This window comes from Limnohabitans parvus II-B4, from assembly GCF_003063455.1.
Taxonomy (GTDB): domain Bacteria; phylum Pseudomonadota; class Gammaproteobacteria; order Burkholderiales; family Burkholderiaceae_C; genus Limnohabitans_A; species Limnohabitans_A parvus.
This window is the reverse complement of the sequence record NZ_NESN01000009.1, coordinates 1-4894: the sequence shown is the minus strand read 5'-3', so window position 1 is coordinate 4894 and position 4894 is coordinate 1. Positions and strand designations below refer to the sequence as shown.

The window sequence follows — 4894 nt, the reverse complement described above, 5'->3', positions numbered from 1 at the left end:
AAAGAAAGTTGTCATACCCGCGAATGCGGGTATCCATCGCCGCCGAAGCCATGGACTCCCATTCAAGTCGGGCATGACAAAAGTTAATCTTAATAACCATAAAAATACTGGCCTGAGAAATTCACAAGGCCAATCAAAAAATGGTTGTATATCCAAATCATCGGGTATTCAGACTAACTATGATGTATATTCAGTGCTCTTATCATTTAACCAGGATCTACTATGACCTCCAGCTACAAAGAATTATTGGCCCAACGCGACGCTTTGGAGCAAGCCATTGCCCAAGCCCGCCAAAATGAAATCTCCAGCGCCGTGACCAAAGTGCGTGAATTGGTGGCCGAATATGGCCTGACCGCGCAAGACATCTTCCCCGGGCGCGCCAGTAAATCCGGCGCCCCCAAAGCCGCCAGCAAAGTCGCCGCCAAATACCGCGACCCCGCCACAGGCCAAACCTGGACAGGCCGCGGTAAAGCCCCCAAGTGGATCGAAGGCAAAGACCGCACCCCATTCGTGATCGCCTGAATTGAGTTTCAGCCCTCATACCGAACCCCGCGCAAGCGGGGTTTTGTTTTTGGGGTCCCGATCCACGCTGATGGGCCAACTTGCGGGCACCTAAAATAGGCGCAGAGACAGCCCGTAAAAGACAGAATGACCCAAAACTCGCCAACGCCAGACAAGCTCTTTCTGGAAAGCACGCCACCCGACCGCTGGTACCTGGCTTACACCAAACCCCGCGAAGAAAAAATCGCTGAAGTGAACCTGCAGCAGCAAGCCTTCGACGCCTATTTGCCGCTCTACAAAAAGTTCAAAAAAACCGAGCAAGGCCCCGTCGCGCTGTTTGAGCCCATGTTCCCGCGTTACATCCTGTTCAGGCCCAGCAAGCCCGAGCAAAGTATCTCGGCCGTGCGCAGCACCAAAGGCATCGCCACCATCGTGCGCTTTGGCTTCGAGCCCGCCATGCTCCACGACGACCTCGTGCAACGCATCCGCCAACTCGAACAAGACCGCAACCACGCCACGCTGCAAGAGCTCAGCAACCTCAAAGCTGGCCAAACCGTGCGCCTCAAACACACCGCCCTTGGGGGTGTCGAAGGCCTCATTCAAAGCGTCTCCAGCAAACGCGTCGCCGTCCTCCTCGAAATTTTGGGACGCCCCACGGTGGTCCAACTCGAGCACCACCAAGTTGAAGTGAACAACTGACAGGGGATGGATGCCCGATCAAGTCGGGCATGACAAAAGAGCTGTCATGCCCGCGAATGCGGGTATCCATGACAGTCGAAGGCATAGACCCCCGATCAGGTCGGGGGTGACAAAGTCAGAGGGCATAGACCCCCGATCAGGTCGGGGGTGACAAAAGAGCTGTCATGCCCGCGAATGCGGGTATCCATGACAGTCGAGGGTATAGACCCCCGATCAGGTCGGGGGTGACAAAGTCAGAGGGCATAGACCCCCGATCAGGTCGGGGGTGACAAAGTCAGAAGGCATAGGCTCCCTACATGTCGGGGGTGACAAAGTCAGAGGGCATAGACCCCCGACATGTCGGGGGGGACGACAACTTCAGGCATCAGCATCCGTCATCACCGAGCGCCATTTCGCAAATGGCCAGGCGTATACCTCTAAAATCTGCAATCGTTCAAATTTGCCCACGCTTTGACCATACTCGCCCCCCACAACCCCCTGCCGCAGCACATCGCCATCATCATGGATGGCAACCGCCGCTGGGCCAAAAACCGCTTCATGCCGGCTGCGCTGGGGCATGCCGCCGGGGCCAAGCAAGTGCGTGACATCGTCAAGACCTGCGCCGAAATCGGCGTTTCGCACCTGAGCCTGTTCGCCTTCAGCACAGAAAACTGGAAGCGACCCGAAGAAGAAGTCTCCAGCCTCATGGGCCTGTTCATGTCCTACCTACAAAAAGAAGTGGACAGCATGAACACCAACGGTGTGCGCCTGAAAGTGGTGGGTGACAAAAGCCGTTTTGCCCCTGCACTGCAAGACCTGATCGTCCGGGCCGAGCAACAAACCGCCAACAACACCCGCATCACCCTCACGGTGTGTGCCAACTACGGTGGCCGTTGGGACATGGTGCAAGCCGCCCAAGCTTGGCAACAAGCCCACCCCGGCCAAAGCCTGCAAGCTCTGACCGAAGAAGCCTTGGCGCCCTACCTCAGCACTGCCTATGCGCCCGAAGTCGATCTGCTCATCCGCACCGGAGGCGAATCGCGCATCAGCAACTTCATGCTCTGGCAAGCCGCCTATGCGGAACTGTTTTTCACCGACGACCTCTGGCCAGACTTTTCGCCCGCGCGTCTGAAAGAAGCCATCACCTGGTTCGCTGGCCGCGACCGCCGCTTCGGCTCCTCTGCACCACTTTGATGCCCGAATAGGCGGCTCTGTTGCGGGTTAACCCGCGCTGTAATTTGAAAAATCCCCTGAAATATTTGTTTTATGCAATCTTTTAGGGTAATTTCTTTGGGAGCCCTACTGTTCTTAAGAATACAATCATAGGCTGTCCAAAACCCGCAATTCGCCAAGCTTCGCGTCAGAAACTGCGCCTAAGCTGAAGCCAATGCCCAGGACAAAGTCTGCAAAAACACCTTGCCGGACTGCGGTAGCCTGCCTGCCCAGCCGGCATGCCCCTCTGTCATACGTGCCCTAACTGTCATACCGTCCTAATTGTCATACCCGCGCATGCGGGTATCCATGTCCCAAAAACCATGGATGCCCGATCAAGTCGGGCATGACAAAGAGAAGATGGATGCCCGATCAAGTCGGGCATGACAAAGAGAAGATGGATGCCCGATCAAGTCGGGTATGACAAAGAGAAGATGGATGCCCGATCAAGTCGGGCATGACAAAGAAAAGATGGATGCCCGATCTAGTCGGGCATGACAGATAAAAAATGGATGCCCGATCAAGTCGGGCATGACAACCAAGAGACAGATGCCCGATCGATTCGGGCGCATCAACACCTGACAACATGACCCATCGCAAAGGCATCATCCTCGCTGGCGGTTCAGGCACGCGCCTGTACCCCGTGACGCAAGCTGTCAGCAAGCAGCTCATGCCGGTGTATGACAAGCCCATGGTCTATTACCCGCTGACCACGCTGATGCTGGCGGGCATCAAAGACGTGTTGCTCATCAGCACCCCGCAAGACACCCCCCGTTTTGCCGACCTGCTGGGCGACGGCAGCCAATGGGGCATGAACATCCAATACGCCGTGCAGCCCAGCCCCGATGGTTTGGCGCAAGCCTTCATCATCGGCAAAGACTTTGTGGGCAATGATCCGAGCGCATTGGTCTTGGGCGACAACCTCTTTTATGGCCACGACCTGGTGCGCCTGCTGGGCAACGCCAACACCCGCACCACAGGTGCCAGCGTCTTTGCCTACCATGTGCAAGACCCCGAGCGCTACGGCGTGGTCGACTTTGACGCCCAGCAGCGGGCCCTCAGCATCGAAGAAAAGCCCAAGGCTCCGAAAAGCAACTACGCCGTCACAGGCCTGTACTTTTACGACAGCCAAGTCTGCGACATCGCCGCCGACATCCAGCCCTCGGCGCGTGGTGAGCTCGAAATCACCGACGTCAACAAACGCTACCTGGCCCAAAACCAACTGAATGTCGAAATCATGGGCCGCGGCTACGCTTGGCTGGACACAGGGACCCACGACAGCCTGCTCGAAGCCGCTGGCTTCATTGCCACCCTGCAAAAACGCCAAGGCCTCATGGTTGCCTGCCCCGAAGAAATCGCCTTCCACCAAAAGTGGATCAGCGCAGAAGCCCTGCAAAAGCTGGCACAGCCGCTGGCCAAAAATGGCTACGGGCAGTATTTGTTGAACCTGCTCAAGTGATAGATGCCCGATCGAGTCGGGCATGACAAGTCGAGCATGACAAGTCGAGCATGACAAGTCGAGCATGACAAGACGGGCATGACAAGATGACTGTCATACCCGCGAATGCGGGTATCCATAGACGAAGTCTCTAGCGCATAGTAGGATTCAATCCTTATTGATCACTCGGGTGTATCCATGCGAACCACACAACAAATGAGCATCACATTGCCTAACGACATGGCCGACGCTGTCAAGGCCAGAGTTCGCATTGGCGATTACGCCAGTGAGAGTGAAGTCATCCGCGAAGGACTGCGGGCGCTCATGGCCCGTGAACGAGCCGTAGAAAGTTGGTTGCATCAGCAAGTTGGGCCGGCTTACGACGCCATTCAGGCAGATCCGTCCCGCGGCCTGAGTGCCGAGCAAGTTCGTGCGCATCTGGCTACCCGCTTCAACAAGCCAGCGTGACCCATCGCGTCGTTTTTAGCCCTGAAGCACAGCAGCAACTGAGTGACTTGCTTGATTACATTGCCCATCGTGCATCACCAGCCATTGCCATGGGCTACACAGATGGGATCGTCAGTTATTGCGAAAGTTTGTCCACATTCCCGCAACGAGGCAATCAACGCGATGACGTTCGGCCAGGATTGCGAATCACACACTACAAAAAAAGAGCAGTGATCGCATTTGCAGTCACAACCGAAGTGGTTTTTATCTTGGGCGTTTTTTACGGTGGGCAAGATTACGAAACTCTGCTCCAAGACGACCCAGACAACAGCGTGCCTCACTAAAATGCCCTACACCGTCACCTACTGTCATACCCACCACCCTCTGTCATACCCGCCCCTCAACTGTCATACCCGCCCCTCAACTGTCATACCCGCGAATGCGGGTATCCATGCCTTCAAAACCATGGATGCCCGATCGAGTCGGGCATGACAAGATGACTGTCATACCCGCGAATGCGGGTATCCATGCCTTCAAAACCATGGATGCCCGATCGAGTCGGGCATGACAAGATGACTGTCATACCCGCGCATGCGGGTATCCATGCCTTTAAAACCA

Annotated in this window: 6 protein-coding genes; all 6 read left to right on the top strand. The window is 55.9% G+C overall.

Annotated features, from left to right (window positions below; all coding sequences use genetic code 11):
- Window positions 1-222: 222 nt before the first annotated feature.
- The 6 genes from B9Z37_RS14200 (at window position 223) to B9Z37_RS14175 (ending at window position 4620) form a co-directional block, all read left to right on the top strand.
- Window positions 223-522: an H-NS histone family protein gene (locus B9Z37_RS14200; RefSeq protein WP_108313690.1), complete on the top strand. Its 300-nt coding sequence runs from the start codon at window positions 223-225 to the stop codon at window positions 520-522.
- A 126-nt stretch (window positions 523-648) separates the two neighbouring features.
- The gene (gene nusG, locus B9Z37_RS14195; RefSeq protein ID WP_108313689.1) at window positions 649-1200 is read left to right on the top strand and encodes a transcription termination/antitermination protein NusG; all 552 of its coding nucleotides are present in this window, start codon (window positions 649-651) and stop codon (window positions 1198-1200) included.
- 450 nt (window positions 1201-1650) lie between these two features.
- On the top strand, window positions 1651-2373 hold the full coding sequence (gene uppS / locus B9Z37_RS14190) for a polyprenyl diphosphate synthase (RefSeq protein WP_276308872.1): 723 nt from the start codon (window positions 1651-1653) through the stop codon (window positions 2371-2373).
- 604 nt (window positions 2374-2977) lie between these two features.
- On the top strand, window positions 2978-3850 hold the full coding sequence (gene rfbA / locus B9Z37_RS14185) for a glucose-1-phosphate thymidylyltransferase RfbA (protein WP_108313688.1): 873 nt from the start codon (window positions 2978-2980) through the stop codon (window positions 3848-3850).
- A gap of 177 nt (window positions 3851-4027) precedes the next feature.
- A complete protein-coding gene (locus tag B9Z37_RS14180; protein ID WP_108313687.1) occupies window positions 4028-4297 on the top strand; it encodes a ribbon-helix-helix domain-containing protein in 270 nt (89 codons plus the stop codon).
- On the top strand, window positions 4294-4620 hold the full coding sequence (locus B9Z37_RS14175) for a type II toxin-antitoxin system RelE/ParE family toxin (protein ID WP_108313686.1): 327 nt from the start codon (window positions 4294-4296) through the stop codon (window positions 4618-4620). The genes B9Z37_RS14180 and B9Z37_RS14175 overlap by 4 nt, the downstream gene beginning before the upstream one ends.
- Window positions 4621-4894: the final 274 nt, after the last annotated feature.

Coding starts and splice junctions, on each gene's coding strand:
- B9Z37_RS14200 (WP_108313690.1), top strand. CDS start 223: ATGACCTCCAGCTACAAAGAATTATTGGCCCAACGCGACGCTTTGGAG.
- nusG (WP_108313689.1), top strand. CDS start 649: ATGACCCAAAACTCGCCAACGCCAGACAAGCTCTTTCTGGAAAGCACG.
- rfbA (WP_108313688.1), top strand. CDS start 2,978: ATGACCCATCGCAAAGGCATCATCCTCGCTGGCGGTTCAGGCACGCGC.
- B9Z37_RS14180 (WP_108313687.1), top strand. CDS start 4,028: ATGCGAACCACACAACAAATGAGCATCACATTGCCTAACGACATGGCC.